This is a genomic window from Paraburkholderia sp. BL6669N2 (assembly GCF_003387275.1).
Lineage (GTDB): Bacteria > Pseudomonadota > Gammaproteobacteria > Burkholderiales > Burkholderiaceae > Paraburkholderia.
In genome coordinates this window covers 2,275,146-2,301,082 of the sequence record NZ_QUNA01000002.1, presented here as the reverse complement: position 1 = coordinate 2,301,082, position 25,937 = coordinate 2,275,146, and the positions used below count along the sequence as shown (strand labels likewise).

At 64.0% G+C, this 25,937-nt stretch carries 26 protein-coding genes; 14 read left to right on the top strand and 12 right to left on the bottom strand.

Annotated elements, in window-relative coordinates; genetic code table 11:
* Positions 1 to 113: 113 nt before the first annotated feature.
* Together B0G80_RS32820 and B0G80_RS32815 are read left to right on the top strand one after the other, a co-directional pair.
* Positions 114 to 491, top strand: a complete 378-nt coding sequence (locus tag B0G80_RS32820) for a helix-turn-helix domain-containing protein (RefSeq protein ID WP_116122012.1) — start codon at positions 114 to 116, stop codon at positions 489 to 491.
* Positions 488 to 1,789, top strand: coding sequence for a type II toxin-antitoxin system HipA family toxin (locus B0G80_RS32815; RefSeq protein WP_116122011.1), 1,302 nt, complete (start codon positions 488 to 490; stop codon positions 1,787 to 1,789). The genes B0G80_RS32820 and B0G80_RS32815 overlap by 4 nt, the downstream gene beginning before the upstream one ends.
* An 81-nt stretch (positions 1,790 to 1,870) precedes the next feature.
* Here B0G80_RS32815 and B0G80_RS32810 read toward each other — a convergent pair whose 3' ends face one another.
* The 5 genes from B0G80_RS32810 to B0G80_RS32790 all read right to left on the bottom strand — a co-directional run bounded on the left by B0G80_RS32810 (position 1,871) and on the right by B0G80_RS32790 (position 8,279).
* Positions 1,871 to 3,433: a UdgX family uracil-DNA binding protein gene (locus B0G80_RS32810; protein ID WP_116122010.1), complete on the bottom strand. Its 1,563-nt coding sequence runs from the start codon at positions 3,431 to 3,433 to the stop codon at positions 1,871 to 1,873.
* Positions 3,434 to 3,608: 175 nt separating this feature from the next.
* Entirely contained in the window at positions 3,609 to 4,196 is a 588-nt protein-coding gene (locus B0G80_RS32805) for an NTP transferase domain-containing protein (protein ID WP_116122009.1), read from the bottom strand.
* A gap of 124 nt (positions 4,197 to 4,320) precedes the next feature.
* Complete coding sequence (locus B0G80_RS32800; RefSeq protein WP_116122008.1) at positions 4,321 to 6,543, bottom strand: xanthine dehydrogenase family protein molybdopterin-binding subunit; 2,223 nt, start codon at positions 6,541 to 6,543, stop codon at positions 4,321 to 4,323.
* Positions 6,540 to 7,541: a xanthine dehydrogenase family protein subunit M gene (locus tag B0G80_RS32795; protein ID WP_116122007.1), complete on the bottom strand. Its 1,002-nt coding sequence runs from the start codon at positions 7,539 to 7,541 to the stop codon at positions 6,540 to 6,542. Before B0G80_RS32795 ends, B0G80_RS32800 begins: the two co-directional genes overlap by 4 nt.
* A gap of 12 nt (positions 7,542 to 7,553) precedes the next feature.
* Entirely contained in the window at positions 7,554 to 8,279 is a 726-nt protein-coding gene (locus B0G80_RS32790; protein ID WP_116122006.1) for a 2Fe-2S iron-sulfur cluster-binding protein, read from the bottom strand.
* Positions 8,280 to 8,487: 208 nt separating this feature from the next.
* Between B0G80_RS32790 and B0G80_RS32785 the strand changes: the two genes are divergently transcribed.
* The 3 genes from B0G80_RS32785 to B0G80_RS32775 all read left to right on the top strand — a co-directional run bounded on the left by B0G80_RS32785 (position 8,488) and on the right by B0G80_RS32775 (position 11,752).
* Entirely contained in the window at positions 8,488 to 10,548 is a 2,061-nt protein-coding gene (locus B0G80_RS32785; protein ID WP_116122005.1) for a D-(-)-3-hydroxybutyrate oligomer hydrolase, read from the top strand.
* 148 nt (positions 10,549 to 10,696) lie between these two features.
* Positions 10,697 to 10,915 carry a hypothetical protein gene (locus tag B0G80_RS32780; protein ID WP_116122004.1) on the top strand — a complete coding sequence of 73 codons (219 nt, stop codon included), beginning with the start codon at positions 10,697 to 10,699 and terminating at the stop codon, positions 10,913 to 10,915.
* 24 nt (positions 10,916 to 10,939) lie between these two features.
* Entirely contained in the window at positions 10,940 to 11,752 is an 813-nt protein-coding gene (locus B0G80_RS32775) for an exodeoxyribonuclease III (protein WP_116122003.1), read from the top strand.
* Between the two features lie 96 nt (positions 11,753 to 11,848).
* Here the strand turns inward: B0G80_RS32775 and B0G80_RS32770 are convergent, their stop codons facing one another.
* The 4 genes from B0G80_RS32770 to motA all read right to left on the bottom strand — a co-directional run bounded on the left by B0G80_RS32770 (position 11,849) and on the right by motA (position 14,948).
* Positions 11,849 to 12,136, bottom strand: a complete 288-nt coding sequence (locus B0G80_RS32770) for a CsbD family protein (protein WP_106282441.1) — start codon at positions 12,134 to 12,136, stop codon at positions 11,849 to 11,851.
* A 168-nt stretch (positions 12,137 to 12,304) separates the two neighbouring features.
* Positions 12,305 to 12,988, bottom strand: coding sequence for a Pr6Pr family membrane protein (locus B0G80_RS32765; protein WP_116122002.1), 684 nt, complete (start codon positions 12,986 to 12,988; stop codon positions 12,305 to 12,307).
* A gap of 86 nt (positions 12,989 to 13,074) precedes the next feature.
* Positions 13,075 to 14,064, bottom strand: a complete 990-nt coding sequence (gene motB / locus B0G80_RS32760) for a flagellar motor protein MotB (protein ID WP_116123808.1) — start codon at positions 14,062 to 14,064, stop codon at positions 13,075 to 13,077.
* Positions 14,065 to 14,078: 14 nt separating this feature from the next.
* On the bottom strand, positions 14,079 to 14,948 hold the full coding sequence (gene motA, locus B0G80_RS32755; protein WP_116122001.1) for a flagellar motor stator protein MotA: 870 nt from the start codon (positions 14,946 to 14,948) through the stop codon (positions 14,079 to 14,081).
* 426 nt (positions 14,949 to 15,374) lie between these two features.
* On the opposite strand from motA, the gene B0G80_RS32750 reads away from it, so the two are divergent.
* Together B0G80_RS32750 and B0G80_RS32745 are read left to right on the top strand one after the other, a co-directional pair.
* Positions 15,375 to 16,388, top strand: coding sequence for a hypothetical protein (locus B0G80_RS32750; protein WP_408968709.1), 1,014 nt, complete (start codon positions 15,375 to 15,377; stop codon positions 16,386 to 16,388).
* Between the two features lie 89 nt (positions 16,389 to 16,477).
* Entirely contained in the window at positions 16,478 to 17,890 is a 1,413-nt protein-coding gene (locus B0G80_RS32745; RefSeq protein WP_116122000.1) for a DUF2252 domain-containing protein, read from the top strand.
* Positions 17,891 to 17,991: 101 nt separating this feature from the next.
* On the opposite strand, the gene B0G80_RS32740 is transcribed toward B0G80_RS32745, so the two are convergent.
* Positions 17,992 to 18,849: a polysaccharide deacetylase family protein gene (locus tag B0G80_RS32740; protein ID WP_116121999.1), complete on the bottom strand. Its 858-nt coding sequence runs from the start codon at positions 18,847 to 18,849 to the stop codon at positions 17,992 to 17,994.
* A 219-nt stretch (positions 18,850 to 19,068) separates the two neighbouring features.
* Between B0G80_RS32740 and B0G80_RS32735 the strand changes: the two genes are divergently transcribed.
* The 6 genes from B0G80_RS32735 to B0G80_RS32710 all read left to right on the top strand — a co-directional run bounded on the left by B0G80_RS32735 (position 19,069) and on the right by B0G80_RS32710 (position 23,922).
* A complete protein-coding gene (locus tag B0G80_RS32735; RefSeq protein WP_116121998.1) occupies positions 19,069 to 19,833 on the top strand; it encodes an SDR family oxidoreductase in 765 nt (254 codons plus the stop codon).
* Positions 19,834 to 19,910: 77 nt separating this feature from the next.
* Positions 19,911 to 20,123, top strand: a complete 213-nt coding sequence (locus B0G80_RS32730; RefSeq protein WP_116121997.1) for an oxidoreductase-like domain-containing protein — start codon at positions 19,911 to 19,913, stop codon at positions 20,121 to 20,123.
* Between the two features lie 54 nt (positions 20,124 to 20,177).
* Positions 20,178 to 21,044: an NAD-dependent protein deacetylase gene (locus B0G80_RS32725; protein ID WP_116121996.1), complete on the top strand. Its 867-nt coding sequence runs from the start codon at positions 20,178 to 20,180 to the stop codon at positions 21,042 to 21,044.
* Positions 21,045 to 21,109: 65 nt separating this feature from the next.
* On the top strand, positions 21,110 to 21,742 hold the full coding sequence (locus B0G80_RS32720; protein ID WP_116121995.1) for a DUF938 domain-containing protein: 633 nt from the start codon (positions 21,110 to 21,112) through the stop codon (positions 21,740 to 21,742).
* Positions 21,743 to 21,930: 188 nt separating this feature from the next.
* Positions 21,931 to 23,340, top strand: coding sequence for an NADP-dependent phosphogluconate dehydrogenase (gndA, locus tag B0G80_RS32715; protein WP_106282432.1), 1,410 nt, complete (start codon positions 21,931 to 21,933; stop codon positions 23,338 to 23,340).
* 264 nt (positions 23,341 to 23,604) lie between these two features.
* Positions 23,605 to 23,922 carry a DUF4148 domain-containing protein gene (locus B0G80_RS32710; RefSeq protein WP_116121994.1) on the top strand — a complete coding sequence of 106 codons (318 nt, stop codon included), beginning with the start codon at positions 23,605 to 23,607 and terminating at the stop codon, positions 23,920 to 23,922.
* Positions 23,923 to 24,076: 154 nt separating this feature from the next.
* On the opposite strand, the gene B0G80_RS32705 is transcribed toward B0G80_RS32710, so the two are convergent.
* Both B0G80_RS32705 and B0G80_RS32700 read right to left on the bottom strand, forming a co-directional pair.
* On the bottom strand, positions 24,077 to 24,823 hold the full coding sequence (locus tag B0G80_RS32705; RefSeq protein WP_116121993.1) for a DUF2968 domain-containing protein: 747 nt from the start codon (positions 24,821 to 24,823) through the stop codon (positions 24,077 to 24,079).
* A 176-nt stretch (positions 24,824 to 24,999) separates the two neighbouring features.
* Complete coding sequence (locus tag B0G80_RS32700) at positions 25,000 to 25,320, bottom strand: hypothetical protein (RefSeq protein WP_106282429.1); 321 nt, start codon at positions 25,318 to 25,320, stop codon at positions 25,000 to 25,002.
* Between the two features lie 248 nt (positions 25,321 to 25,568).
* Between B0G80_RS32700 and B0G80_RS32695 the strand changes: the two genes are divergently transcribed.
* Positions 25,569 to 25,880, top strand: a complete 312-nt coding sequence (locus B0G80_RS32695; protein ID WP_181196563.1) for a cupin domain-containing protein — start codon at positions 25,569 to 25,571, stop codon at positions 25,878 to 25,880.
* The last annotated feature ends 57 nt before the right edge of the window (positions 25,881 to 25,937 follow it).

Here is a 25,937-nt window from a genome sequence, read left to right as displayed (position 1 = left end):
TATGATCCCTATATGTTGATAAAAGATCATCTGTGAGCGATTAAGTCGATTTACTTGACCCAGGAACAATGCGCGCGGACAATAGGAAACCCATATCCTGAAGTACCGCTCATATGGAAACCGCAAAGCCTCATAAGCGCTCACATGTGAGCGTTAAAAGAAAAAGAGATCCGCTCCCTCTGCCGGTCGTGCGTGCCTTGAAGAAACTCGGAGCCGACCTTGCGCTGGCGCGCCGTCGACGCCGGTTGACCCAGGCGTCAATGGCCGAGCGCATTCAGACGTCCGTCGCTACGCTGCGTCGCATGGAACACGGCGACGAACGTATCTCTATCGGCACGATCGCGCAGGCGTTTCTCGTTCTGGGTGAGCTGGACAAAATCGACGGACTAATGGATTCCGCTGGCGATGCCATCGGGCTGACCTTAATGAACCAGCAACTGCCGCAGCGGGTTCGCAATAAACGTGTCACGCCAGAATCGGGGGCGCTATGAAGCGGCCTGTGTCGCAGCAGATCGTCCGGGTGGCGCTTGGGCAAGCGGCGCTTCCCGTTGGCGCCCTGACTTTCAACAAGGACGGCGCACGCGAAAACTCAAGCTTTGCTTATCACGAAGCGTGGCTGCAATCCACCGACCGGTTCGAGATTTCGCCCGATTTGCAGCTGGTTTACGGTCAGCAGTTTCGTAAGGCACCCAGCAGAGACGATTCGATTTTTCACTTCGCATTTGCGGATACCGAGCCCGACGGGTGGGGATGCCGGGTGATCGCACGTGACCACGCAAGGCGTCGCAAGTCGGCGCAGGAGAAGGGGCTGGAGGTGCCGCGCGCCGGGCTCACGGAGATGGACTACCTGCTGGGCGTCGACGATATGAGCCGGATCGGTGCGTTGCGATTCGTGGACGAAGCGGGCAACTATTTGCGCAGCATTGAAGACAGAGGGCGTGGCACGCCGCCCTTGCTCGAATTGGGTCATTTGATCGGCGCCACTCGCGCGGTCGAGATGAACAGGGAAACCGCAGCCGACCTGAAGTATTTGCGCGGGCGCGGGACGTCGCTTGGCGGTATGCGACCCAAGTGCACGATTCTCGATGAGGACGGGCAACTGGCCATCGGCAAATTTCCCAGCGTCAACGACGACCGCAGCGTCACGCGTGGGGAAGTGCTCGCTCTTCATCTGGCCGCAGCCGCCGGCATTACGGTGGCGCAATCGCGCATCGTCATGTCGGAAGACATCCCGGTTGCGCTCGTGCGCCGCTTTGATCGTGTCGCGAACGGCGGCCGGATTCCGTACCTCTCGGCTGGCTCCATGCTGCAAGCGTCACGGCAGGAAGAGCACGCCTATACCCAGATAGCTGATTGCATCATCGCGCGTTGTGCTGACCCGAAGCGCGACCTGGAGGAGTTGTGGCGGCGACTCGTGTTCAATCTGCTGATTACCAATGTCGACGACCATGTGCAGAACCACGGTTTCCTGCACGTCGAGCATGGGCAGTGGCGGCTCGCGCCGGCGTTCGACATCAACCCTTTTCCGGATAAGGACCCCGAGTTGAAGTTATGGCTCAATGAAGACTACGGGCCGGTCGACTCGATCGAGGCCGTGATGAATGAAGCCCCTTACTTCAGGCTCTCCGCCGACGAGGCGAAACGCATTCTCAATGAAGTTCGCAACGCGGTCAGAGACTGGAAACGCGTCGCGAAGTCGGCACCGGTAGGCATGACTGACGACGACCTCGATGCCTTCCAGCCCGCGTTCGAAAACGAGCAGGTCAAGGTGGCAACGGCCCTGCAATGATTTTGGATGAGCAGAGGCATACGATAGTCAATCAATAAAGCCGACGCGTGCGCGAGCAGCACAAATCCAGCGGTAAAAAAGCTACACCGCTTTCGCCGCCAATGCCGCCGCGTGGCTGAACGCCGTCACCATGCCCGCGACGATATCCTCGCGCAGCCGGCTGTCGGCCATTTTCAGCGCATAAGATGGATGCCACGTCGGCACGATCAGCCGGCCGCCGTGATCGATGGTCTGCCCCAGATATTCCGACAGATTGACGTGCGCGCCGGTCAACGCCTTCAGCGCCGTCGCGCCGAGTGTGACGACCACGCGCGGCGCGATCTGCGCGAGCTCGTGGTCCAGCCAGTACTGGCAAGCCTCGACCTCGCGCCGCGCGGGCGTTCGGTGGACGCGCTGCTGCTCCAGCGTTTCCCATTTGTAATGCTTGACGGCATAGGCCAGATAGAGCGCCGCGCGATCGAGGCCGGCGCGCGCAAGCACCGTGTCGAGCAGTTGACCGGCGGGGCCCATGAAGGGTACGCCGTGCTGGTTCTCATGCTCGCCGGGTTGTTCGCCGACCACCATGAGCGCGGCGTGAGCCGGACCGGCGCCGGCGACGGCCTGCTTTGCGTTGCGCCACAACGCGCAGCGCCGGCAAGTGGCCAGCGGGCCGGTGGGCTCGCGCAAGGGTGGCGTCACCGCCGAATATTCGGGCGGCGGCATCTCCGGAACGGTGACAGTGCCGCTCTGCGCGCCGAGACGGCTGCGCTTGCACGCGAGTTGCGCGGGCAGCGGCGGACCAGCGGGCGGCGTTCTCCAGTAACGCAGCGGCATGGGCGCCGGCGCGCCATTGAATACGCTGGCGTAGTAGGCGAGCCAAAGCGCCTCGGTGGGCTCGCTGGTCGTGGCTTCGCCGGCCATGGCGGCGGGCGGCAATGTCGGCGTGGCTGGCCGGTTCCGCTGGCCTGGTGGCAATGTCGGCGTGGTCGGCCCGTTCGGCTGGCTTGGCCCCAATGCCGGTGTGGCTGGCTCGTTCAACTGGCCGGCCGCCAAAGCGTGCGTGACGTGTCCGCTTTCCTCCGTTGCCGGCCGGCTGATGCGCAGCAACATGCCGTTCCAGAACACCGCGCCCTGCGGCGTCGCCAGCATCCACGTGGCATCGCCCATGCGCTCGGCAAAACGCTCGGCGGCCTGCGCCAGCACATCATGATGCGGCTCGTACCAGCCGACGAATTCCGGCGGCCCCATGGACGGATCGCGTCGCCTGAACAGAGTGAGCGCCACCAGATCGCCGGTTTCGTGCTCGACCGACTGGATGCGCTGATCGAGCAGCGCGCCGTCGGCGTCTTGCGGATCGAGGACGTGGCGTTCGCCGTGTGTCCAACGCCACAGGATGCGATAGAGCAGGGACCAGCGGTCCGGCGCGTAAAAGCACGCCGCCGTTTTCAGCCAGGCGAGCAGTTCACGAGGAATGGCGGGCGTAGGGGCGGCCGGAGCGGTGGCGGAACCTTGTTGAGCGCTTGCGTCGCCGTTATCCGAGCCGGCCGGATCACACGAATCGCATTCAACCCACTCGATCCGCTCCGGTTCGACGCCTTGCCGTAACAGTTCCCGCGCCGCATGGCGCCAGGCGGCAAAAGACGGTTCGATAGAAATACGTTTCATGCGGACGCGCCGCGGTTGTGCGTGACTAAACGCATCAAACCGCGTGGGTTGAAATACTGTATGGATATACAGTATGCGCCTGAATGCCGGTCCAGATCAAGCGTGGCAGCAGTGGCAGCCGATCGCGCCGACGACAGTGTGTCTACCGGCAACGCCAGACTGACCAAGCGCACAACTACAGCTTGCGCAAATCCTCGGGCGTATCAACGTCGCGCAAGATACCCGCATCGTCCACATCAAGCCGCGTCACCTGCTGCGACATGAACAAGGATCTGGCGCCCATATCGCCGTCGAGCGCCAGCAGCGCGTCGCGATGCTCGATGCCAAAGCCGACCGGATGCCCGCGCTGTCCCTGGTAAAACGGCGCGACTAGCGAAGCGCCGCCGTCCAGCGCGCGCGCCACGGCTTCGATCGTGGCAGTGGCGATGCGCGGCATGTCCGCAAGCGCGACGATCCAGCCCTCGGCCTCCGCGCTTGCCTCGACACCGGCGGCGAGGCTTGCGCCCATGCCGCGTTCGGCGTCCGCAGCGAACACCACGTCGCAACCGGCCTCGTTGAGCAGCCGCGCGAGCGCGTCCGAACCCGGCCGCACCACGGCCACCACCTGCGTCACGACCCGCAGCAGCCGATGCGCGGCTTCATGCGCCACCGGCGTGCCGTCGGGCATGCGTGCCAGCAGTTTGCTGTGGAGGCCTTCCGGGTCGAAGCGCGAGCCGAAACCGGCGGCGAGCAACACGCCAGTGGCGAGCGAAGCGTAGGCCATGGGCGGGCACCGGTAGAAGGGAACGAGGTCGATTGTGCGATGCAACGCGGCCACAGGCAAGCGCGAATATCAATGCGCGGCGCTCGCCGCCTCGATTCGCGCCGCGACCGCGAAAGCGCGCCCATCAAACCTGCATCGCGCCCATGACCTTATCGAGCGTGACGGGCAAATCGCGCACGCGCACGCCGGTGGCGTGATACACCGCGTTCGCAATTGCCGCCGGTACGCCCGTAATGCCGATCTCGCCGATACCTCGTACCCCGAGCGAGTTGATATATGGATCCGGCCGGTCGACAAAGGTAATGTCGAGCGAGCCGATATCGGCATTCACCGGCACGTGATATTCGGCGAGATTTGCATTGGTGAAGCGGCCATAGCGCGTATCGAGCGAGGTCTCTTCCTGTAGCGCCGCCCCGATGCCCCACACGATGCCGCCCATCAACTGGCTGCGCGCCGTCTTCAGGTTGAGCACGCGACCCACGTCGTACACGCCGACCACGCGTGCCACGCGGATCGTGCCGAGATCGGCATCGACGTGCACCTCCGCGAACACCGCGCCGAACGAGTGGAACGAATACTTCTGCTTTTCGTCGCCCGGCTTGACGGTCGCACTCGCCTCGATCGGCCTGCCGCCCGAGCGCGCGATGATCGCCGCCGCCGGATCGCGCTTGCCCGGTTGCGAGCGGCTCATCACCCAGCCGTTTTCCACGGTGATGTCGTCGAGCGCGATGCCGTACACGGGCGAAGCGTGATCGGCAAGCGCGAGCGCGATCAACTGGCCGCGCGCCTGGCTCGCCGCGTCCCGCACGGCCGGCGATACGCTCGCGGCCGACTGCGATCCGCCCGACACCGGCGCTCTGGGCAGCGACGAATCGCCGAGCGCGAAGTGGATGTTCTCCGGCGCGAAGCCGAGCGCGTCGGCGGCCACCTGGGTCATCACGGTGTACGTGCCAGTGCCGATATCCTGCGTCCCGGAGGCGACCATCGCGGTGCCGTCCGGCAAGATCCGCGCAAGGGCGCTGGCTTCGCTGCGATTGGCCGGATAGGTCGCGGTCGCCATGCCCATGCCGATCAGCGTGCTGCCGTTGCGCATCGAGCGAGGCGCCGGCGAGCGGCGCGACCAGCCGAATTTCTCCGCGCCGGTCTGATAGCACTCGCGCAAGGATTTGCCCGACCACGGCTTGTTTTCCTGCGGATCGGCCTCGGCGTAATTCTTGATGCGCAGCGCGAGCGGGTCCATCTTCAAGGCCGCCGCGAGTTCGTCCATGGCCGATTCGAGCGCGAACGAACCGGTCGTCTCACCCGGCGCGCGCATGAAGGTCGGCGTGCCGAGATTGAGCGGCACGATGCGGTGCGTGGTCACCTGGTTCGGCACGGCGTACGGCATGCGCGTGACCATGCAGCAGGTCTCGGTCCAGTCTTCGATCACCGAGGTGTTCGAGATGCTGTCGTGGCGCATCGCGGTCAGCGTGCCGTCGTGGCGCGCGGCGAGCACGAAATGCTGTTCGGTGCGCGGCCGCGCGCCGACCGGCCCGAACATTTGCGGCCGTTCGAGGACGAGCCGCACGGGGCGCCCGGTCTGCTTCGCCGCCATCGCGCACAAGGACACATGCGACCACGACGAGCCCTTGCAACCGAAGCCGCCGCCCACGAATGGCGAAATCACGCGCACATCGCCGGGCGAAACGCCGAGCGTTCTGGCGATTGCCTGCGCCGCGCTGCTGACGCCTTGCGTCGAATCGTAGAGCGTGAGTTGCGGACCGTCCCAACGCGCCATGGTGGCGTGCGGCTCCATCGGGTTGTGATGTTCGATCGGCGTGGTGTACATCGCGTCTACGCGTACCGCACCGCTTTGCAGGCCGTCGTCGAAGCTGCCGCGTCGCGTGTCGGTTTGCCGGCCTTGCGGTTTGTCCGGCGCGTGCGCGTTCGGCTTGGCCTGCGCGAAGTCCAGCGTCGCTGCGCCGCTCTGATACGTGATGCGCAATTGATGCGCGGCGTCGGTGGCGTGTTCAAGCGTGTCGGCCACGACCACGGCGACCGGCTCATTGCTGTAGTGAATCTGATTGTCCTGAAGCAGCGAAAGGCGGCGCCCCGCTGGCGGCGCCAATGCGGCCTTGCCGCCGTTCGGAAGACGCGGCGCGTTCTGATAAGTCATCACGAGCAGCACGCCGGGCAGTGACTGCGCACGGCTCGCATCGATCGATGCAATGGTGCCGCGCGCGATCGTGCTGGTGACGAGCACCGCATGCGCGAGACGCGCTTCGGGAAATTCGGCGGCGTAACGGGCTTCGCCGGTGACTTTGAGCAGACCGTCGATCCGGTCGACGGGTTGGCCGATGAGATTCATGCGACACCTCCCGCGTGCCCGGCGGCCTGGTTCACGGCGCGCACGATCGCGCGCTGCGCGAGCTCCACCTTGAAGCGATTCTCGCGCTGCGGCCGCGCTTCGCGTAATGCGGCCGAGGCCGCGTTATTCAGCGTTGCTTGCGTGAGCGGCTGGCCGTTGAGCATCTGTTCCGCGACACTCGCGCGCCACGGTTTGTGCGCGACGCCGCCCAACGCGATGCGCGCGGTCTTCACGCGAGTGCCGTCCATCTGCAAGGCGGCGGCGACCGAGATCAGCGCGAATGCGTAACTGGCGCGGTCACGCACTTTCAGATAATGCGAGTTCGCGCTGAAGAGCGGCGGCGGCAGATCGACGGCGGTAATCAATTCGCCCGGCTGCAACGTGGTGTCGACATCGGGCCGGTCGCCGGGAAGCCGGTGAAAGTCGGCGAACGCAATGGTTCGCTCGCCGGCCGGGCCGCTCACGCGCACCACGGCATCGAGCGCGGCAAGCGCCACGCTCATATCCGACGGATTCACCGCGATGCATTGCGGACTCGCGCCGAGAATCGCATGGGTGCGATTGTGGCCGTCGAGCGCCGCGCAGCCGCTGCCCGGCACGCGCTTGTTGCACTGCGTAAAGGCCGTGTCGTAGAAGTAACCGCAACGCGTGCGTTGCAGCAGATTGCCGCCGACCGTCGCCATATTGCGCAATTGCGACGACGCGCCCGCCAGAAATGCTTGCGAGAGCAACGGGTATTGCTCGCGCACCAGCGCGTGATTGGCGGCATCGCTATTGCGCACCAGCGCGCCGAGCCGGATGCCGCCGTCCGGCAGTGTGGTGACCGTATCGAGTCCGCTGATATGCGTGATATCGATTAGCCGCATCGGCCGCGCTACGCCGCCCTTCATCAGATCGAGCAGATTCGTGCCGCCGCCGATGAACACCGCCCCTGGCTGCTGCGCTGCCCGCACTGCGCCGGCGACATCGTCGGCGCGTTCGTATGAGATCGCATCCATGCTGTCGCTCCGTCAGGCGTTAGGGGTGTTAGTGCCGTTGTTCTGGCCGCCACCTTCATGCACCGCGCGCACGGCGGCCACGATATTCGCGTAGGCACCGCAGCGGCAAATGTTGCCGCTCATGCGTTCGCGGATTTCGTCGTCGGAGAGTTGGGCGGGGTGGCTGCGGACATCGGCCGTGACGGTGCTGGCGGTGCCGTTGCGGAATTCGCTCAGAAGGGCGGTCGCGGAACACAACTGCCCGGGCGTACAGTAACCGCATTGAAAGGCATCGTGTTCAATGAAGGCGCGCTGCATCGGACTCAATGCGCCGTTGGCGGCAAGCCCTTCAACCGTCGTGATGGTCTCGCCTTCATGCATCACGGCGAGAGTCAGGCAGGAGTTGATACGGCGGCCGTCGGCGAGCACCGTGCATGCACCGCACTGTCCGCGATCGCAGCCCTTCTTCGTGCCCATCAGGCCCGCGTATTCCCTTAATGCATCGAGCAAGGTCACGCGCGGCTCGAGTTGCAGCGTGTATGCGCGGCCATTCACGGTCAGCGTGACCGGACGCGGCGGCACCGCTTGCTGAACCTGAGCCGGCGGCGCGGTCGGGGTTTGGGTTTGCGCGCGCAGATGCGGCGCAGCGCCGACTGTGGCGGCAGCGGCAGCAGATTGAAGAAAGCGGCGGCGTGAAGGTTGTGTTGGGATGGCGGCTTGGACGTCGCCCGGATCCTGACTTTCGTTATGCGAAGACATGACGTCTATTGACTCCATTGAAAGGTCAATGCAGGCTAGCGATGCGTCGGTATCCGAAGCGTCGCGATTCATTGGACAGTACGCGGCAATTTCGGTGCCGTTGCATTCACAACGGTATTAGCAAATATCGGAGACGAAAAACGTGAAGTCCAATCTCAGAGTCGAGCCCACGCAACGACCGGTCCCGGTTGTGCCAACCCTGGCGATCATGTTGGTGGTGGCAGTCGTGCTGACTGCATGCCACAGCGGCGGTAGCGAAAGTAGCCCGCCACCGCAAGCCAATACGCTGCCCAGCTTTATCACCACCGCATCGGTCAAGAGCCAATCCTACGACGGCAATACCGACGACCTGCTCACCGCCGGCCTCGGCAAAACCGGCCTCGGATCGGCTGCCGCGCCGGCCATTGCCAACGCTGCGCAGCCTACCGCCGCCGAACTCCGCCGCCTCGCCATCTGGTCGAACTATCGCGCGCTCGTCGACATGACGGCGAACGGAGGTTATGGACGCTTCTGGGGGCCGAATGTCGATCTGAACGGCAACGACACGCTCGGCGAAGGCAAGATCGCCGGCAAGGAATATCTCGCTTACGCCGACGACGGCAGCGGCACGCAGAACGTCACCATGCTGGTGCAGATACCAGCGAGCTTCAATCCTGATCAGCCGTGCATAGTCACGGCGACGTCATCTGGTTCGCGCGGCGTGTACGGCGCGATTTCCGCCGCCGGCGAGTGGGGGCTCAAGCGAGGTTGCGCGGTGGCGTACACCGACAAAGGCAGTGGCAACGGTGCGCATGAACTGTCGTCCAATCGGGTCACACTGATCGACGGCACCTTGCAGGATGCCACCGCCGCGGGCAAGGCCAGCCTCTTCACGGCCAACCTGGGCAACACCGATCTCGCCACTTACAACAGCCAGTTTCCGAATCGCTACGCGTTCAAGCATGCGCACTCGCAGCAGAATCCCGAGAAGGATTGGGGCAACGATACGTTGGAGGCGATCCAGTTCGCGTACTGGGCGCTCAACGATTCGTATGGCGCCCTCAACGGTTCGACCCGCACCGTGCGTTACGCGGGCGGAAGCATCACGACGATTGCGGCTTCGGTGAGCAATGGCGGCGGCGCGTCGCTCGCGGCGGCGGAACAGGACACGTCCGGTTGGATCACCGCGGTTGTCGTCGGCGAACCGCAGATCAATTTGCGCTTGCCCGCGCAGGTGTCGGTGGCTCAGGGCGGCGTGCCCGTCGGTGCATTCGGCAAGCCGCTCGCCGACTACATGACGCTCGCCAACCAGTTGCAACCGTGCGCGGCGCTCGCGCCCGCCGCGGCCGGCGCACCGTATCTGACGGCACTGCCGCTCGCCACGACCACGGCGATTCGCATCGCCCGCTGCGCGTCGCTCGCTAGCGCCGGCGTGATCGCGGGTGGGGACGTGACGACCCAGGCGATCAACGCGCTGGCGTTGATGCATCAGAACGGCTACCAAACCGACTCCGATCTGCTGCAAGCGCCGATGTGGGACTCGCAAGCGGTGCCGGCTGTTGCAGTGACTTACGCAAATGCGTACGCGAAAGCGAGCGTCACCGCCAACCTTTGCGACTTCAGCTTCGGCACGACGAGCGCGACGGGAACGGCCGGCGTGACACCGGCCGTGTCGCCGATGCTCACGGTGTTCGGCAATGGCAACGGGGTGCCGCCGACCAACGGCATCAACCTCGTGTTCAACTCGGGCGGCGGAGCGGCGGACCACCGGCTGGCGACCCCCGACGGCAGTTACTCGGGCGCCTCCTGCCTGCGTACGCTGTGGACGAACGGCACGCTGGCCAACAGCGTCGAGGCCATTCGCGTGAACGCGAATCTGCATGGCAAGCCTGCCATCATCGTGCAGGGCCGCGCGGATGCGCTGGTGCCGATCAACCATGCGTCGCGGCCGTATCTCGGCCTGAATCAATTAAGCGAAGGCGGGGCGAGCAAGCTCTCGTTCTACGAAGTGACGAACGCCCAGCATTTCGATGCGTTCCTCGGCGTGGCGGGGTTCGACTCGCGCTTCGTGCCGCTGCATTACTACAATCTTCAGGCGCTCAATCTGATGTGGAGTCATCTGAAGAGCGGTACGCCGCTGCCGCCGTCGCAGGTGATTCACACGGTGCCCCGTGGCGGCACGGCCGGCGCCGCCCCCGCGCTGACCACGGCCAATCTGCCGGCGATCGCGGCGAGTCCGGGCATCAATGCGATCACCGTGACCAACGGCGCGGTGAACGTGCCGAACTGATTCGCGCGGACGGCACGCGCGGGCTCACAACGACGGCAATCACGCGCGCGAGGTCGGCGCGCGCGACTGCCGTCGTGCTGTGAGGACAGTTGCCCGGGTATAAGCGATGCTACGGCAGATGCAGTGAAGCGCGTTCAAAGGAGATCGAATGCAGTTCGACTACCGGCATTTCCATATCGATTGCCGCGCCCGCCATGACGACGACGGCCTCTACTACGCGAGAGCGAAGATCACTCGCGCGCCGCGCAAAAACGAGCACGTCCAGTCGCACGATTCCGGCGACATCGACGCCTTTTCCGACCAGGCGGATGCCATTTCATGCGCGAGGTCGTGGGCGATCGAGTGGTGCGACGCGGCGGCGCAATAGCACGCATTGCAGGGAGGACATGCCGTGGCCAGGCTTCGAATCGCGACCTTCAACATCAACGGGATCCGCTCGCGCCTGCCGGCGCTGCTGCAGTGGCTCGAGCGCGAGGCGCCCGACATCGTCTGTTTGCAGGAACTCAAAGCGGTGGACAGCGCGTTTCCCGTGGAGCAACTGCGCGACGCGGGCTACGGCGCGATCTGGCAAGGGCAGAGCGCATGGAACGGCGTGGCGATCCTGTCGAAGGGCGAAGCGCCGCTGGAGAGCCGCCGTGGCCTGCCCGGTTTCGAGGACGACACGCACAGCCGCTATCTCGAAGCCGCAGTGGGCGGCGTGCTGGTGGCGTGCCTCTACCTACCGAACGGCAATCCGCAACCAGGCCCCAAGTTCGATTACAAGCTGGCGTGGTTCGACCATTTGATCAAGCACGCGGCGAAGCTGTACAAAAGCGCTCATCCGGTCGTGCTGGCCGGCGATTTCAACGTGGTGCCCACCGACGAAGACATCTACAACCCGCGGTCCTGGCTGAAGGACGCGCTGCTGCAACCCGAGAGCCGCGAGCGTTACCAGCGGCTGCTCGCGCAAGGCTGGACCGACGCGCTGCGAACGCATTTCGGCGACGAGCGGGTCTACACCTTCTGGGACTATTTCCGCCGGCATTGGGACACGAACTCCGGCTTGCGCATCGACCATCTGCTGCTGAGCGCCGACCTCGCGCCGCGCATGCGCGATGCGGGCGTCGACCGCTGGGTGCGGGGCGAGCCGCACGCGAGCGATCATGCGCCTACGTGGGTCGAACTGGAGATGGGCGCGGGGCGTCGCAAGAAAGGCGGCGCGTAAAGCCGTGCAAAACCGGCGGGGTACGAACGGCGGTCTACGAACGCGAAACGGGCGATCGCCTGAAGCAGATCGCCCGGTGGTCAACCCCGTCAAAAATCAACGGCGATAGTCGCGTCCCGCCGCACCGTGCGCCCACAGCGCGCCAGCCACAAAACCGGCGAGCGCTACCACCGCGATCGCGGTAAATGGGCTTTCCGCCGTGGTCTCACGCACGAGACTCGTCGTGCTCGCGGCCAGTTGCTGGGCTTTGCCGCTGAGTTCTTTCGCCTTGCCGGCCAGTTGTGTGCCGGTATCCCCCAGCACGTCGCCGACGGCGCCCTGTACCTTGCCCGCGACTTCCTTGACCGTGCCTTCCGCTGAATTGGCTGCCGAATTGGTGTCCATACGTTTTTGCTCCCATTGTCAAATTTACGTGTGAGCCATTGCGATCGCAACGCTGTCACACCAAGGTCTCACGTACGCCGCGCCGGAAAGCGCGACTTACGTTCACCAGACAGGGCGCAAGAAGCGCGCCCGAGCGAAAAAGGGAAACAAGGGGCGCCGGACGGGCGCTCAGTGGCGCCGCCGGGAATTGATCCCCACGAAGATGGCCATCAGCATCAGGAAGCCGCCAAACAGCAGCGCCGAATTCACCGCCGCGTGCGTGAACCCGAGCCTGTCGACGTTGATGAACGGATAAGGGTAGAAATCGGACAAGCGCCCGCGCCAGAAGGTCACGCCGAGATAGGTCAGCGGATACACCAACCACCACAGACAATGCCGCAGCTTGAGATGAAAGCGCGGCACAAACAGCACCCAGTAGAGCGCGGCGAGCATGGGCAAGACGCTATGGAGCGATTCGTTGAGCAGCATCTGCAATGCCGTGGGCGTCCAGTAACCGCGCAACAGCAGGTTGTAGGCGATCCCCACGAAGGCCATATACACCACCACGGCGGTGACGACGGTAGGCTGCCGGAAAAAGCGCGCGGGCGCCGATCTGTGCCTACGCAAGGCCACACAGGTAAAACAGATCGCGCAGGCGAGCGCCGTGAGATTGGTGAGGTAACTGCTCATGCGGGCGAGGCCGTCGAGCACGGTGAGCCCGCGGGCGAGCGTGCGATCGATCGTGACCTCGGCTTGCGCGACGATCGAAATCCACGCAATGACGGCGATGATCGCGGCGAGTGTCACCGACGACACACTGGGCGTATGCAGCGGAAGTTCGGGCTCCCGTTGCTCGGAAAGGGCGGGGCGCATGGGTTCGATTTTATACACACAGGTGCTGCGCAATGTGCGTTATCGAGCGCACCCGCCAAATCTATCGGACGCGCGGCCGAAAAATGCTACGGCGTGCTATGCGAACCGGTCACGGGTTGCAAGCGTTCGACCACTGCGGGTATGGCTGAACTTGCCGGCGTGGCTTCGTCGATCGCGGTGCGTCCGCCGTCGTGAAAGAAGGCGAGTTCCGCGGCCTTGTTCAACACCAGAATGCTGATGCGCCGATTGGTCGGCTCGTCGGTCACATGGCTGTTCAGCGGCAATACGTCGGCCAGTCCGCGCACCTGCAGCAGCTTTTCGCCATGCATGCCGCCGGCGACCAGCGCGCGGCGGGCGGCGTTCGCGCGTTCCGACGACAGCTCCCAGTTCGAGTACCCTTCCGGACCCGCGGTGTACGGTACCGCATCCGTATGGCCGGCGATTGAAACGCGGTTGTCGACGTCGTTCAGCGCTGCGCCGATCTGCGTGAGGATCGTCACCGCATACGGCTGAAGCTTCGAACTGCCGGAAGGGAACATCGGCCGGTTCTGCGAATCGACGATCTCGATACGCAGCCCTTCGTTCGTGAGCGAGATGCGGATCTGATCCTTGAATGCCTTCAAAGTGGGGCTTTGTTCGATCAAGGCGCTGAGCTTCGCCTTCAGTTGCTCGAGACGCGCCGCATCGGACGGTGCCACCGACGGCGTCGCCGCGGAGGGCGGCGTCGGTTCGGCCTGGCTTTTCCTGCCGACTGCAGGCGTCGTATCGGAGATGTCGCGGCCGCCGCCTTGCACCACGCTCGGACGCGCGGCGGCTGTGCCTTCATTGCCACCGAGCAGGCTCGACAGCGGCGTGTTGAAATAATCCTCGATACCCTGCTTGTCAAATTTCGACGTGGAGCCGAGCAGCCACATCAGCAGGAAGAACGCCATCATCGCGGTGACGAAATCGGCGTAGGCGATCTTCCATGCGCCGCCGTGATTGCCGCCATGGTCGGCGGCTCTTTTCGAACGGCGCACGATCACCGGCGCCGGCGGCCGCTCATCCTGCGAGGCGCGCGATCTTCTTTCGCTCATCATGCCGCTCCGCGTCAGGCCGACTTCGGCATCTTGGTGGCGCGCACGGCGTCGTCGAGTTCCTGGAAGCTCGGACGGTCGGCGGTGAACAGTACCTTGCGGCCGAACTCGACTGCGATCGGCGGCGCATAGCCGGAGAGCGACGCGAGCAGCACAGCCTTCACGCACTGGTACGGCTTGGCTTCGGCGCGGCCCTTTGCGTTGAGCAGATCGGCCATGGGGCCGATGAAGCCATATGCGAGCAGAATGCCGAGGAATGTGCCGACCAGCGCGCCGGCGATCATCTCGCCGAGCGCGGCGGGCGGTGCGCCCACCGAACCCATGGTGTGAACGACGCCCATGACCGCGGCGACGATACCGAAGGCGGGCAGGCCATCGGCCATCTTCTGAATCGCGTTGGCCGCGACCGATGCTTCCGCGTGATGCGTGGCCAGTTCCTCATCCATCAGGTCCTGCACTTCGAGCACGTTCACATTGCCGCCGGACATCATGCGCAGATAATCGACAATGAAGTCGAGCAGATGATGATCTTCCAGCACGTGCGAATACTTCTGGAAAATCACGCTTTCTTCCGGCGCACCGACCTCGGCTTCGAGCGACATCATGCCTTCTTTGCGCGCCTTCTGAAGCAGTTCATAAAGCAGCGCGATCAGCTCCAGATATTTTTCCTTGGTGTAGCCGCCACCTTTGAAACACGACGGAATCGCCTTGATGGTTTTGCGCAGCGTGGAAGTCGGATTGCTCACGACAAACGCGCCGATTGCCGCACCAAAAATACACAGTAATTCGAAGGGCTGAAGCAGCGCCGGCAAGTGCCCGCCCACGCCGATAAAGCTACCGATCACAGAACCGATCACCAGAAGCCACCCGATTGCAACAAACATACTCTCTCCGATTATCTTGCGCGGCGCATGCTCGATCAGAGCAGGTCCTGTTTCGAGGACTTTTCTGGTGCGTCACAAAAGTTTTTGCATGTATGGGTAAACGGCTGAATTCGCCGTTGCTGAAGTGCTCGTCCGCGTGAAACGCCGAAAATTCACTAATCAGTTAGTTTTCGAAAAAGACGCCGGTAAATTTGCCCGCGTTTCGAGATCGTTGCCGTTGCAACCTGTATTGGGCGCTCTCGGTATAACCCGAGTCACTATGCCCCGCTGATGCAAAGAGGATACGTAACCTTTATACCGATCGGTCTGCTAGCATGACGTGCAATTTGCATCGCCGGCCACTCATGTGCGAGCCTTGCCGCGTAACCGTGCCCCGCCGATCACGAACCCCGGCAGCGCCAGCACTCAACCGGAGAGGAATCCCCTTTGCGAGCCTCGACATCTGCTGCTCAACGTTGGCTGGGTCACAAGGCCGCCGCCTGCCTCACGGGCGCCGGTCTGCTGTTCATTCCCACGCTCAGTGACGCCCAGGAATTTTCGCTATTCGGCGGCGGCTCGCGCGCGAGCAGTATCAACACGTATACGTGGGCCTTCAACTATCAGGAAGGCCTCGGACAATATTTCGCCGCGAGCTTCACCTGGCTCAACGAAGGGCATATTCCCGACCATCACCGTGACGGCCAGATGGTCCAGTTGTGGGCGCGCATTCCCGTGGGCAGTCCGCAATTCGTGCTGCAAGCCGGTGTCGGCCCCTATCGCTATTTCGATACGACCACCTCCGAGCAGGGCGGCAGCTATTCCAACACGCACGGCTGGGGTGTGGTGTACAGCGTCCGCGCCGCGTACTACGCGTCGAACCGGTGGATTACGCAGCTTCAGTTGAATCGCGTGCACGTTCAGCGCGGACCGGATTCGAGCGGCGTGATGTTCGGCGTCGGCTATCAGCTCGACGCGCCGGGCTCACCCGGTCCGCGCGACTGGGCGAGCGGCAGCGCGCACAAGGTCACCAATAACGAAGTGGCGGTGTATCTCGGCAAAACCATCGTCAACTCGACCAGTTCGCCGACTGCGCTGGGCGGCGCAGTCGAGTACCGGCGCGGCCTCGCGAAGTATCTCGACGTGACAGTCGGCTATCTTCACGAAGGCAGCAGCAAGGTGGCGCGGCGCGATGGCCTGACGAGCCAGTTGTGGGCCACGCGCGCGTTTCTCGACGACAAGGTTTCGCTGGCGGTCGGCCTTGGTGTTTACTATGCGATCAACGAGAACGAAAACAGCGCGACCCCCGGGCCGGGCGCCGGCAAGTTCTCCGGCCTCGTCACGATTGCGGGCTCCTATCGGCTGACCGGGCACTGGAACGCGCGGCTCGAATGGAACCGCGTCGTGACCCGTTATGATCGCGATTCGGATGTGATTTTTGGCGGTGTGGGCTATCGTTGGTGAGGGCTCATGCGTCAGTCGCCGGATGTCGTCGTGCCAGCAGAAGCAGTCTCTCGAACCGCTAGTCAAGAACCGGAAAAACGGAGAACAGCATGAAAGCCAGCACCATCGCCGAACGGGAGGCCCGGGGCCGTGCCGCTCGCGAGCATTCGAAACGTTCGAGCCATAAGGCGGTAGGCGAACTGAACCGCAACCCGATCGAGTTGCTCAGGCAAAGCAGCGAGGATCGGGTGCACAACCTCGTGCCGCTGCGCTATGGGCGCATGGCCGCCTCGCCTTTCACGTTTTTTCGCGGCACCGCGCTTCTGCAGGCGCACGACCTCAGCCAGGTGCGCGACTCCGGCCTGACCATGCCAATCTGCGGCGACGGCCATCTGATGAATTTCGGCGGTTTCGCTACGCCGGAGCGGCAACTCATCTTCGATCTGAACGACTTCGACGAGGTATCGGTCGGACCGTTCGAGTGGGACCTGAAGCGTTTGACCGCGAGCCTCGTCGTCGCCGCGCGTCATATGCGCCTGAGTCGGGGCGCGGCGGAAAATCTCGTGATGACGGCGGTCACCGAATACCGCGATCGCATGTCGCAGTATGCGCAATGCGGCGCGCTCGAACTCTGGTACGACCGCATCACCTTCGACCGCATGGCGGAAACCGCGCTGACGCCGGAAGCCCGTCGCGCTGTGCGGCGCGGCATGGAAAAAGCCGCGAGCCGGACGCACGAAAACCTGCTCGAGAAAATGGCGGAGCGCGACGGCGAACGCTGGACGATCCGCGACGCGCCACCGGCGCTGTTCCATGTGCTCGGTGCGAACACGCTGTTCACCGAGGAAGAGACCGAAGCGTACAGAACCGGGAACTCGCGCAAGATGCTCGAGCGCATGTGGGGCGAGTATCTGAAGACGATGTCGCATGATCGGCGCGAACTGCTCAGTCATTTCACCGTGCAGGATATCGTGTTCAAGGTGGTGGGCGTGGGTAGCGTCGGCACGCGCTGCATGGTGGTGCTGTTGGTCGATCACATGGGTAAGCCGCTGTTCCTGCAAATGAAGGAGGCGCGGCCTTCGGTGATCGCGCGGTTCTACAAGTCGCCAGCCCACAAGCACGAGGGCGAGCGCGTCGTGCAGGGACAGCGCATGCTGCAGGCCGCGAGCGATATCTTTCTCGGTTGGGCGACGGGGCCGCTCGGGCGGCATTTCTATTTCCGGCAGCTACGCGATATGAAGCTCTCGGCGAACATCGAGCTGTTCGATATCGAACTGCTGGGAGGCTATGCGCGGCTATGCGGCTGGATCATGGCGCGCGCGCATGCCAAGGCGAGCGGGCAGGCGATTGAAGTCAGCGCGTATATCGGCCGTGGCGACCAGTTCGCGGAAGCGCTCACCGGTTATGCGGCCGCCTACGCGGATCAGGTGGAGCGCGATTACGACGTGTTCCTGAAAGCGTGCCGCGGCGGCCAGCTCGAGGCGCGCACCGACGAAGACATGGCGGCGGATTTCCGCATGTAGCGGCGCTGCTCGCGCTGCGCTACGCGATGAACTGTGTGCAAGCCGCGTAACCTGCAACGCGCATGAGCCGAGTGGACTGCGCCCATATGCGTTACCGCGCTTCAGTCGTTCACGCGCGCGTCGCGCAGCGTGACGAAACGCAGATGCCGTTGCCGCGCCGCGTCGATCACACGCGGCAGCACGGCGAGGATCAACGGCGTGCCTTCAGCGGTGAGGGCGGCGTTGCCGTCGTGCAGCAGCAGAATGTCGCGTGGCGCGAGGCCATCGAGCAGCCGTCGCGTGACTACCCGGGGATCGCGCTCACGTGTGTCGTAGCCGCGCCGCGTCCATGCCGCGAGCCGCAGATCGAGCTTGCGCAAGACCGGTTCGAGAAAGATGTTGCGCAAGCCGGCCGGCGCGCGGAAGAACATCGGGCGCTCGCCGCTCAAGGCTTCGAGCGTGCGTTGTGCCGCATCGATTTCGCGCGTGAGCGCGCCCGGCAACGTCACGGAAAACGTGTGGACGTGAACCTGCGAATGGTTTTCGAGCGCATGGCCACGCGCGACGATCTCGCGTGCGAGTTCAGGGTAACGCTGCGCCTTCGCGCCGATGCAGAAGAACGTGGCGCGCACGCCGAAGGCGTCGAGCAGGTCCAGCACGTGCGGCGTGACGGCCGGATCGGGACCGTCGTCGATGGTCAGCGCGATCGCGTCGGCGTTGCGTGCATGGGCCGGCAGGCGGGTCCAGTTCGGACCGAGCAGCGAGGTGCGCGGCAACAGGCCGGCTACCGTGAAAATGGCATGATTCACAAAAATCGCGGCGAGCCACCAGGGCCACGCGGCAGGTGCGATCAGCCATCCCGCCAGCACGATGACATGCCATGCGGCGGTGGCGGTGAGCATCGCGGGATAACCGGTTTGCGGCCAGCGGCGTGACGGCGCGTCGTGGACGCCAGACGGCGGCGTGGAGAGTTCTTTCATAAAGCGTGCTTCCTGTCTTCCTTCCTCCTTCCTGGGAAGGCGTTGAATCGCGCGCGCGGCGCGCAACGGCAAACGATACCATTGATGCGCATCCCGACGCGCCCGTCGGCAGGAATGGCAAATAATGAAAGCGCGCCGAAAGACGCCATGCCCCGCTACGGGCGGTTCGCGTGCAGACTGTCTGCACTCTGCATCCACTGAACTACGAGGAGACGTGACGTGACGGATACGGGAATCAAGAAGGTCGCGCTGGTGACGGGCGCGGGCAGCGGGATCGGCCGCGCGTGTGCGCTCAAGCTGCTGGAACACGGGTATAGCGTCGTGCTGGCCGGCCGCCGTCAGGCGCCGCTCGACGCCGTCGTTCAAGAAGCGCAGCAACTCGGCGGCGACGCGCTCGCGGTGGCGTGCGACGTCACCAGCGCCGATAGCGTCGCGGCGTTGTTCGAGACGATCCGCGCGCGCCGCGGCCGGCTCGACGTGCTGTTCAACAACGCGGGCCGCAACGGCTCGCCGGTCGATATCGACGAACTCGATATCGACGAGTGGCGCTCAATAGTCGATACCAACCTGACCGGCGTGTTCCTGTGCACGCGCGCGGCCTTCGGTCTGATGAAAACGCAAAATCCACGCGGCGGGCGCATCATCAATAACGGTTCCATCTCGGCGCATGCGCCGCGGCCGAACAGTGTCGCCTATACCGCTACCAAGCACGCTATCACCGGGCTCACGAAAGCGGTGTCGCTCGACGGCCGCAAATTCGACATCGTGTGCGGGCAGATCGATATCGGCAATGCGGCGACGGAAATGGCCGAGCGCATGGCGCGCGGCGTGCCGCAGGCGAACGGCGAGATCGCGGTCGAGCCGCTGATGGACGTTCAGCACGTCGCGGACGCGGTGCTGCACATGGCCGAACTGCCGCTCTCGACGAACGTGCAATTCATGACGATCATGGCGAGCAAGATGCCGTTCGTCGGCCGGGGCTGACGGCTTCGCACGAGCAGCAAGCGGCGCGGGATCAACTTATACTGTCCGCTTCCCGCCTTGATGGAACGCGATTTGCCGTGCCCCGAGCCACACCGAAGGACGACCCGCAGCCGGTGCCGCCCGTGCAGCCCGATCTCGACGACTGTTGTCATAGCGGCTGCAATCCATGTGTGTTCGATCTCTACGACGAAGCGCTGGAACGTTATCGAAGCGCGCTCATTGAGTGGCAAGCGCGGCAAGCCCAGCGCAAGCCCGAACCGCGAAGCGGCAAGCCGCGTTCGCACCGCTGAGCGGCACGTGGGATGTTGCCTCGGGACCGCCACCGCCCTTCACCACGCCCCGTCATGACCGACCTTCAGTCCGCGCCTCTCGAACCCCTGAACGACTCGCACACGCTGGACGACCTGCATCGCTTCGTGCAGCGTTATCCGCGGCTGTTCGTGCTGACCGGCGCGGGCATCAGCACCGACTCCGGCATTCCCGGCTATCGCGACGACAACGGCGAATGGAAACGCTCGCCGCCCATCACGGTGCAGGAGTTTCTCGGCACGCTCGCCATGCGCCAGCGCTACTGGGCGCGCAGCATGGTCGGCTGGCCGGTGGTCGCGCACGCGCAGCCCAACGCCGCGCATACCGCGCTGGCCCGGCTCGAAGCGGCCGGCCACGTGCCGACGCTGGTAACGCAGAATGTCGACGGCCTGCATCAGCGGGCGGGCAGCCGCGAGGTGATCGAACTGCATGGCGGCATAGACGGTGTAACGTGCCTGGACTGCGGCATGCAGCACTCGCGCGCGTCGATCCAGCAGACGCTTGAAGCGGACAATCCCGCGCTCGTCGACGTGACCGCGGAAACCGCCGCCGATGGCGACGCGCATCTCGAATGGCACGATCTCGGAGGGTTCCGTATTCCGTCCTGTTCGAATTGCGGCGGGTTGCTCAAGCCCGCCGTGGTGTTCTTTGGCGAAAGCGTGCCTAAGGAGCGCGTGGAGGCGGCCTCGCGCGCGCTCGACACGGCGGACGCCGTGCTGGTGGTCGGCTCGTCGCTGATGGTTTATTCCGGCTATCGCTTTTGCGTGTGGGCGCAAAAGCAAGGCAAGCCGGTCGTCGCCATCAACCTGGGACGCACGCGCGCCGATCCATTGTTGTCGTTGAAAATCACCGCGCCGTGCGCGCAGACGTTGACTGCACTGGCCGGCCGGCTGGCGCTATGATCGCGAACTCGCCGAACTCGTGTGTGTGACCCTGTACTGAAACTGAAGCAGAACCGAAGCTGAACATGACCGATTTCCAACCTGCGCTGCGGCAACATTCGCCATCCGCTGAACGCAACCGTGAACCCATCCTCGCGGTGTTGCGCGCCGTGCTGCCGACCAACGGCCGCGTGCTCGAAATCGCGAGCGGCACCGGCCAGCACGCGATCTGGTTCGCCCGCGCGATGCCCGGACTCGACTGGCAACCGAGCGACGCCGATGCCGACGCGCGTGCTTCGATTGGCGCGTGGGTCGCGCACGAAGGGCTCACGAACGTGCGTGCGCCGCTCGCGCTCGACGTGCATCAGCCAGACTGGGGCGTGGACACGCTCGACGCCGTGGTCTGCATCAACATGATTCACATCTCGCCGTGGAGCGCGGCGCAGGCGCTGTTCGCGGGTGCGGGCCGCCGTCTCGTCGACGGCGGTGTGCTGTACCTGTACGGCCCATACAAACGCGGCGGAGCGCATACTTCTCCGAGCAACGATGCCTTCGATCAGCAGTTGCGCGGCCGCGATCCGGAATGGGGCGTACGCGACATGGAGGAGGTCGTGGCGTTGGGCGTGTCGGTCGGACTGGTGTGCGATGAGCCGATCGCGATGCCCGCCAACAATTTCAGTCTGGTGTTCAGGAAACGCGCGGACGCGACGCGAGTCTGACGCGCGTCAAACGAGATTAAACGCGAATAAACGCGGGTCCACCGCAGGTTCGACGCGGTGGAAAACGCTGCCCGTTGTCCACCAACGAGCGGCAAGCTGGCATTTCTTTTATTCTTTCACCCTCGACGTCCCGCCGACGTTTTTTCCGGCGCGGCGTCACGACATTTTTTGGACTCTGGAGAATTCACATGGGCAAACAGGCAATCGGCGTGGTGGGGCTAGCGGTCATGGGCCGCAATCTGGCGCTCAACATCGAGAGCCGCGGCCACGCGGTGTCGGTGTACAACCGTAGCCGCGAGAAAACCGACGAACTCATCGCCGAATATCCGGACAAGAAGCTGGTGCCGGCTTTCACGCTGGAAGAATTCGTGGAGTCGCTGGAAAAGCCGCGCCGCATTCTGCTGATGGTGAAGGCCGGCGAAGGCACCGACGCCACGATCAATCAGTTGAAGCCGCTGCTGGACAAGGGCGACATTCTGATCGACGGCGGCAACACGCATTTCACCGACACCATCCGCCGCAATCAGGACCTCGCGAAGTCCGGACTGCACTTTATCGGCACGGGCGTGTCGGGCGGCGAGGAAGGCGCGCTGAAGGGTCCGTCCATCATGCCGGGCGGCCAGCGCGACGCGTACGACCTGGTGGCGCCGATCCTCACCGAGATCGCCGCGAAGGCGCCGGACGGCGAACCGTGCGTCGCCTACATGGGACCGGACGGCGCGGGCCACTTCGTGAAGATGGTGCACAACGGCATCGAGTACGGCGACATGCAGCTGATCGCGGAAAGCTACGCGGTGCTGAAACAGGTGGTCGGTCTCTCGAACGAAGAACTCGGCAAGGTCTATACCGAGTGGAATCAGGGCGAGCTCGACAGCTATCTGATCGAAATCACCTCGAAGATTTTCAGCAAGAAAGACGACGAGACCGGCAAGGATCTGGTCGACGTGATTCTCGATCGCGCCGCGCAGAAGGGCACCGGCAAGTGGACTAGCCAGAATGCGCTCGACCTCGGCGCGCCGCTGCCACTGATCACGGAAGCCGTGTTCGCGCGCGTGCTGTCCTCGCTGAAGACCCAGCGCGTGGCCGCGAGCAAAGTGCTGGAGGGCCCGGCGGCCAAGCCGCTCGGCGCCGAGCGCGACGCCTTCATCGAATCGGTGCGCCGCGCGCTGTACTTCAGCAAGGTCATTTCGTACGCGCAGGGCTTCGCGCAACTGCGCGCAGCGTCGGAAGAGTACAAGTGGGATCTGGATTACGGCACGATCGCCAAGATTTTCCGCGCCGGCTGTATTATCCGCGCCCGCTTCTTGCAAAAGATCACGGACGCTTATACGAAGGACAAGGCGATCGCCAATCTGCTGCTCGATCCGTATTTCCGCGACATCGCCAAAAATTACCAGGCAGCGTTGCGCGAGGTCGTGGTGGCCGCGGTCAACGCGGGCGTGCCGGTGCCGGCTTTCGCGTCGGCGATTGCGTATTTCGATGCGTATCGTTCGGAGCGTTTGCCGGCGAACCTGGTGCAAGCGCAGCGCGATTTCTTCGGCGCGCATACGTTCGAGCGCATCGACAAGCCGGGCAGCTTCCACGCGAACTGGAGCTGAGCGTTTGAATCGCGGCTCGGCGCGCCCTTGGAGCAGGGCGCGCCGGGCCGCAAAAACGCTGCAAACTGAAGATGATGAATTATTGCTGAAAGCCAAGGCCCGGACACGCCTTTAGGGAAAGTGGTCCGTTACTGTTGCTAAATTCGAAATAGAGTTTCATTGTTTTAGGGGTTTCCCCTAGGTGTCGACCTTCTTAAACTTCTACTTAAGCGCTACGGAATACAAACCGCAGCGAATTAAAAACAAGTTCTGGAGGTTTACATCATGAAGGCTCTTATCTCTGCAGTCGTAGTCGCCGCCGCTCTGGCCGCTCCTGTCGCTTCCTTTGCCCAATCGAATCAGCCGGTTACGCGCGCTCAAGTCCGCGCTGAACTGGTTCAACTCGAAAAGGCCGGTTACAACCCGGTCGGCGATCAGATCAACTACCCGGCTAACATCCAGGCAGCGCAAGCACGCGTCGATGCGCAAAACGGCACCGCTCAGGCTGTGAACAGCGGCTACGGCGCACCGATCGCCGGCAGCTCGCAAGCGGGCCGTCCGGTGAGCAGCAACGACCGTAACTCGGTCTACTTCGGCAACTAATCTGCGCTGAAGCTGATGGAAGCGCCGACTGATTGCAAGGCGGCAAGCAAATGGAAACGCCGTCCGGATTGCCGGGCGGCGTTTGTCGTTTACGGCGCGGCCAGGGCGCCGGTGTTCGACGCGATGCCGTTGCGCGCTCGTCAGCGCATGGTTCTCATCGATTCGGCAAATGTGGAATCGCTTCGTTGCTCGTCAGATTGAGCTGGTGAATCTGCCGATGCGCCTTGTTCAGATGAGCCTGCGCGGCCACGCGCTGCGCTTCCAGTTGCGACACCTCCTTGCGCACCTGGTGCTGGCGGGCCGTCACCGCCTGCTCGTGCGTGCCGCGCCTTTGCAGATCGCTGCGCAGCCGTTCGGCCTGAGCCTCGGAGCGCGCGATCATGCGCGCCAACTGTTCGTTCTGCGCCTCCAGTTGGGCGCGCCGGGTTTCGCCGTCCGCGAGCCGCGTCGCCTGCTCCTCAAAATGATGGAAGGCGGTTTCCGCGGCGTCGAGATCGGCGGCTTTCAGCGCGCGCCACAGCAAGCCGTCCTCATAGAGCGCGACGTAGTACGCCAGTTCCTTCGCGTGGAACAGCAGGCTGACCGAATAGTCGAAGCTGCGGAAGACGCGAAACGGCGCCAACGCTTCCTCTTCGGCGAGCCATTCCACTTCGGCGATGTCGGCGATCTGCACGCCGTGCACGCCGACCTGCGCCGGCACCACCGGCACGGGCCGCAAGGCGCTCACCGGACGAACCGGCCGCGGCAGCGCGGGACCGGCGGGCGAGCCGTCGGACGACGCCGCCAAGGTTGCGTGCTCGCTGCTGTCGGGTGAGGTGGGATCGGAGGCGCTCTCTCGCGCGTTCTGCACGAGATGTGATGGGCCTGCCAGCACGTTGCGGCGGTTCAGGAGACTTTTCACGGCGGTCCTCCGGTTGAGTCGCCCGAAATCTGCAGACGGCACCGGCGGTGAAGCATGCCGATGAATCAGCCAGGCCGAGCGGTGAGCAAAACGTGGCGGACCGGCGACGCCGCTGAACGGACGCCGAAGGTGCGCGGTGCGGCGGATGCACCCGGATGCAATCCGCCAGCGCGGCTCTAGTGCAGCGTGCGATGCCGGCGGCTTATTTCATCGAACAATGCGCGGCTGGGTTCGAGGGCCAGCAGCCAGGATTCGTCATAGCCGCTCAGGTTGTCGAGCGCCTCGCGCAAACGCTCGATGGCCACAGCCGGAATCTCGACGCTCGCCTCCACGCCGCTCGACAATCCCGCGATACTGGCCAACTGGACAAGGGCGTCGGCGGCCTCGGCCACGTCGGCGGCGAAAACCAGGTGTGTGTTTAGCAACTCGACCAGACCGGGCGACGCCGCGACATCGTCGACGTGGAGTTGCACGGCCAGAAAGGTGGCTTTGTTCATTCTCAACTCCCTCGCAGAATTCAAACGTTTTGCTTTCGGCGCGTCGGGGCAGCAAGAACGAGTATAGGCGAGCGCCCCGCGGATTCAATGCTCACACGAATCGCGGCGCCGTCCGCCGGCATAAGCCCGCCGTCCGGCGCACCTATAATGGGGCCAGCCGGAAACCGGTTCGCGCGAGTTCCGGCGGGCCGCCGTGCCCGATGCATCGAACGCCATGCCGGCGCCGTTTTCCCAACTGCCTCGTGACCATGAAGATCATTCGCAGCAAGAATTTCACCGCAACGCGCCCTTGGGGAGCGCTCGATATCGCCAACATGCGCGGCATCACGACGCGCCTGCATTGGACCGATCAACCGTACAAATGGCATGTCAACGACGGCGAGGAAGTGTTCGCCGTGCTTGATGGCCGCGTCGAGATGCGTTATCGCGAAGGCGGCGTCGAACAGTCGGCCATTCTGGAAACGGGCGACGTGTTCTACGCATCGGTCGGCACCGAACATGTGGCGCATCCTATCGGTGTCGCGCGCATTCTGGTGGTCGAGGCGGAAGGTAGCGTCTGAATCCTGGCGGCCGGCCGGTGCCGTGCCGGCGCGGTTCTCACCGCGCGCGGCGGCATA